The organism is Microcystis sp. M079S1, assembly GCF_020246425.1.
GTDB lineage: Bacteria > Cyanobacteriota > Cyanobacteriia > Cyanobacteriales > Microcystaceae > Microcystis > Microcystis aeruginosa.
Genome location: NZ_JADBSZ010000080.1, coordinates 1 through 3377, shown reverse-complemented (window position 1 = coordinate 3377; position 3377 = coordinate 1). Strand labels below are relative to the sequence as shown.

Genomic DNA, 3377 nt, shown 5'->3' with positions numbered 1-3377 from the left:
TAAAAATTATGGCTCTTCGGTTTGTCTTATGCAATGGACGGGGTTATAAGGGATGGACCCCTTATATAGAAAGGCATTTAGCGATTTTTGTCAATTTTTTTGATCTAGAGCGAACTAATCAATTAAATCTCTTGCCAGATAAGGATTTAGTCTGTTTATGCCACCCTATCGAACCATAACAAGTAACGAAGAGCCAAAATTATCAGACACCACCCTTATCAAGGGGGGACTAAGGGTAGGGTTGATTCATGAATCAACCCTACTATGAATCAACCCTAGGACTGAGGGGGAATCGAACCTAAAATCCATTTTTAATTTAATTATAACCAGCTACTTAACAATGATTATTTAATTACCAGAGATAGTCAAAAAAAGAGTTAAAGTTTCTCCCGATCGATATTTTGTCATAAGTACGGACGCACGATTATTTGTAGGATGGGTTAGCGGTAGCGTAACCCATGCTAACTCATCCAGTCGCTTAATTCCTTTAATCTTGTTAGCGCGTAACAACTCTCGACGCACCTCATAATCAGCAATTTCTGGAAGAATAACCCTAATACCTGCTTTAATTAGGGTTTGTAGCCAACAATTACAAGCTAGACTTTCAGGCGATCGCTTAGGATTAGTAATTAAACCGATAATTCCCGTATCTAATAAAACTACTCTATTCACCAAGTTACTCCCTTTAATTCAGCCGGAAATAAAGGACGCTCAGATAAACGATCTTGATCGAGTGCTTCGATTAAATATTCACCGGTTTCTTGTTGTTCTTGTTCATCTTCTTCATCAATCCAAGATTGAAGTAAATTAACCAGTTTGGTCTGTTTTTCTTGTTCTAAAATAGTATCTTTAAGTAGCTTGAGGACATAATCTTCTAGAGAAAGACCTTTCTCCGTCGCTTTTTGGCTGAGATATTGTTCGATTTCCGATGTTAAATTAAGAGTTAGTGGCATGGGCTTGACTTGAATCAATTTATCGTGTCTTTAACTATTATAAACAAAAAAGCGATCACACTCTACAAATATAGCGCAATCGCCCCTAATTTAAGACTTCAATTGTTGCTCGATTTGCCAGGTTTCTATTAAACACTAACTAGCAAAGTCAAATACTGGTGTTTCAATTACCCGTTTTGGTCGCTTATTTTCCCAGATAATTTCCTGCAAGCGTTCGACAGTTTCTGGTGCAAAAAAACGCTCTCCCGTTTCTACACAGACTCTAGCGGGGACATTTTCTATAATAAAAAAATTGCCATTGATTTCAAGGGTATAGGTAACTTCTTGTTCAATTAAGGTTTCTTGTCTAGAATTAGTTGACATCTGGTGTTATCCTTGATTTAAAATCAATCCATAAATTTGGGTCGGGTTCATATAGGGTAATAATTTTGAGCAAAGGGCGAGAGGTATAGCTACAATGAATGTGTAAGGCTCTATTAATTAGAGTAAATCCCAAAAGTAAACAGCTTGCACCATACTTATCAGCCGGATAATCTTCAATAATTTCGCTTTGTTCCATCGCCTCCCGTAATTCTTGAACACTGATCTGACGCAGGATACTTTGATTGACAGCGTGTTGAGAAAATTCCAATTGGTTTTGTCTAACTTTTTGACGAATTTCCTCAATCATTTCAGTGATAGCCGCCTTTAATTTGATCGTAAATATCCGTTGCTGTCATTTCACCAAATAACCGATCTTTAATCTCTAAATAATTTAGAGATTGGGATGCTGTTTCTCTTAGAAAGAAGGCCGCTTTAGCAATTCCCAATCTTTTTACGAGAGCTTTAACTCCCTCTTTTCTAATTTCCTCAATCTCAGGAATCGTCAAATCTGTTTGAATTTTCATAGTAATTTTTCGGCTCTCCCGTATTTGTGGTGATAAGAAAAGGTTATCTAAGGGAGGGTGTATGCCATACGCCCCTACAGAAAAGGAATTTGCCAGACTGTACTAGGATTATAACACAAAAAGCGATCGCCCTCTACAAATATAGCGTGATCGCATCTAATTCGAGACTATAGCTTTATTCGCCATTCGCTTCGCTTTCTTATAAATACTCAATCCCGCCCCGCATTTCGTCAGGACTCAGTATTCATGTTAGCCTGTACTGTAGAAGCAAGAGTTTTGTTATCTCGCATTACTCTGATCAACAATCTTAAGGCTTCGTTAACCGCATCAGCAGTGGGAAACATTTCTGCGACATCAGGCTCCAAGCGCACAGTGACTCCACCAAAGCTTTTTCTTCCAGAGCCTAACTTTCTAACTCGGAGGTGCTTCAAGTCATACTCTGTCCGTAAATCATCTTCCATTTCTGGCTCATCCCTCTTCATAAGCTTCTCGTTCGGTTTGCGTCACTTCCCTTGCACTGATGAGTCGAATTACATCTCCTCTTTCAGTATAGGATACAATTAACAATCGCCCTCGATCTGACTCGCCAACAATCAGATATCGTTCCTCGCTCTCAGAATGCTCTGGATCATAGAAGTCAACATAGAGAGGATCATCAAAAACAGTTTTTGCTTCCGCAAAGGAAACTCCGTGCTTGGATAAATTCTTTACTGCCTTGTTTTTATTCCACTCAAACTGCATGAAAATATTGTATCAGCAATTTTTTGTTAAGTAGCTGGTTATAATTAAATTAAAAATGGATTTTAGGTTCGATCCCCCCTGCCCCCCTTGATAAGGGGGGTGCCGATCCCCCCTTAGTCCCCCCTTGATAAGGGGGGTGCCGATCCCCCCTTAGTCCCCCCTTGATAAGGGGGGTGTCTGACAACTTTTAACGCCTACCTACTTATCATCACAAGTACGGGAGAGCCAATTTTGCTTCATTTATTCACACTTCTATCATTTTGACACAAAAAGCTATCACGCTATATTTATAGAGGGCGATCACTTCTAAGGTCAGTATTGCAGCCTAAGTCGTTTATTATCAGCAACGCCCAGGTAATTTACTCGCTATTTAAGGGCGGACTGCTAATAACTGGACTTGTACCGTTTCAGGAAGTTTTATTATGACAAAATGATTTTCTGGATACAAATAATCTTCGCCAGATTCATCAATCACTCGCAAACATCCCACCTCTTGCGCTTTAGCATCAGGTAACACTTGATAAAGTTTACAAACCTCTAAATCTCCGCCTTCTTCAGCGGTAATACAGATAGCAAATTCAATGTTAGATGCTGGTGTTTGCATAAATATTTAGTCCAAAACTCGTTTAACTTTCATTTTTCGCCGACCAATACCTTGACATCCTCACCGCCGTAAACGGACGGTGATTCCCAAACCTCACGATTTAGGTTTCTGCTTCTTTCCCTTGCGGGGTTCCGCACCTGCCTTAACAGATTTACTCTGTTCTGGTCTTATGGTCGCTCTACAGACTGACAC

At 39.6% G+C, this 3377-nt stretch carries 8 protein-coding genes; all 8 read right to left on the bottom strand.

Features of this window, described 5'->3' with window-relative positions; all coding sequences use genetic code 11:
• Nucleotides 1-348 precede the first annotated feature (348 nt).
• The 8 genes from IM456_RS05195 to IM456_RS05160 all read right to left on the bottom strand — a co-directional run bounded on the left by IM456_RS05195 (nucleotide 349) and on the right by IM456_RS05160 (nucleotide 3185).
• Nucleotides 349-672: a hypothetical protein gene (locus IM456_RS05195; protein WP_287693280.1), complete on the bottom strand. Its 324-nt coding sequence runs from the start codon at nucleotides 670-672 to the stop codon at nucleotides 349-351.
• A complete protein-coding gene (locus IM456_RS05190) occupies nucleotides 669-953 on the bottom strand; it encodes a hypothetical protein (RefSeq protein ID WP_149988462.1) in 285 nt (94 codons plus the stop codon). The genes IM456_RS05195 and IM456_RS05190 overlap by 4 nt, the downstream gene beginning before the upstream one ends.
• 135 nt (nucleotides 954-1088) lie before the next feature.
• Nucleotides 1089-1316 carry a YgiT-type zinc finger protein gene (locus IM456_RS05185; protein WP_024970786.1) on the bottom strand — a complete coding sequence of 76 codons (228 nt, stop codon included), beginning with the start codon at nucleotides 1314-1316 and terminating at the stop codon, nucleotides 1089-1091.
• Nucleotides 1306-1623 carry a DUF4258 domain-containing protein gene (locus IM456_RS05180; protein ID WP_287693281.1) on the bottom strand — a complete coding sequence of 106 codons (318 nt, stop codon included), beginning with the start codon at nucleotides 1621-1623 and terminating at the stop codon, nucleotides 1306-1308. Before IM456_RS05180 ends, IM456_RS05185 begins: the two co-directional genes overlap by 11 nt.
• Nucleotide 1624: 1 nt before the next feature.
• Nucleotides 1625-1840 (bottom strand): hypothetical protein, encoded by a 216-nt coding sequence (locus IM456_RS05175; RefSeq protein ID WP_149988464.1) that lies wholly within the window; start codon nucleotides 1838-1840, stop codon nucleotides 1625-1627.
• Nucleotides 1841-2070: 230 nt separating this feature from the next.
• Entirely contained in the window at nucleotides 2071-2322 is a 252-nt protein-coding gene (locus IM456_RS05170; protein WP_287693282.1) for a hypothetical protein, read from the bottom strand.
• Nucleotides 2309-2581: a BrnT family toxin gene (locus IM456_RS05165; RefSeq protein WP_287693283.1), complete on the bottom strand. Its 273-nt coding sequence runs from the start codon at nucleotides 2579-2581 to the stop codon at nucleotides 2309-2311. Before IM456_RS05165 ends, IM456_RS05170 begins: the two co-directional genes overlap by 14 nt.
• A 370-nt stretch (nucleotides 2582-2951) precedes the next feature.
• The gene (locus tag IM456_RS05160; protein WP_002745620.1) at nucleotides 2952-3185 is read right to left on the bottom strand and encodes a hypothetical protein; all 234 of its coding nucleotides are present in this window, start codon (nucleotides 3183-3185) and stop codon (nucleotides 2952-2954) included.
• Between the last annotated feature and the right edge of the window lie 192 nt (nucleotides 3186-3377).

Coding starts and splice junctions, on each gene's coding strand:
- IM456_RS05170 (WP_287693282.1), bottom strand. CDS start 2,322: ATGAAGAGGGATGAGCCAGAAATGGAAGATGATTTACGGACAGAGTAT.
- IM456_RS05175 (WP_149988464.1), bottom strand. CDS start 1,840: ATGAAAATTCAAACAGATTTGACGATTCCTGAGATTGAGGAAATTAGA.
- IM456_RS05185 (WP_024970786.1), bottom strand. CDS start 1,316: ATGTCAACTAATTCTAGACAAGAAACCTTAATTGAACAAGAAGTTACC.
- IM456_RS05165 (WP_287693283.1), bottom strand. CDS start 2,581: ATGCAGTTTGAGTGGAATAAAAACAAGGCAGTAAAGAATTTATCCAAG.
- IM456_RS05180 (WP_287693281.1), bottom strand. CDS start 1,623: ATGATTGAGGAAATTCGTCAAAAAGTTAGACAAAACCAATTGGAATTT.
- IM456_RS05160 (WP_002745620.1), bottom strand. CDS start 3,185: ATGCAAACACCAGCATCTAACATTGAATTTGCTATCTGTATTACCGCT.
- IM456_RS05190 (WP_149988462.1), bottom strand. CDS start 953: ATGCCACTAACTCTTAATTTAACATCGGAAATCGAACAATATCTCAGC.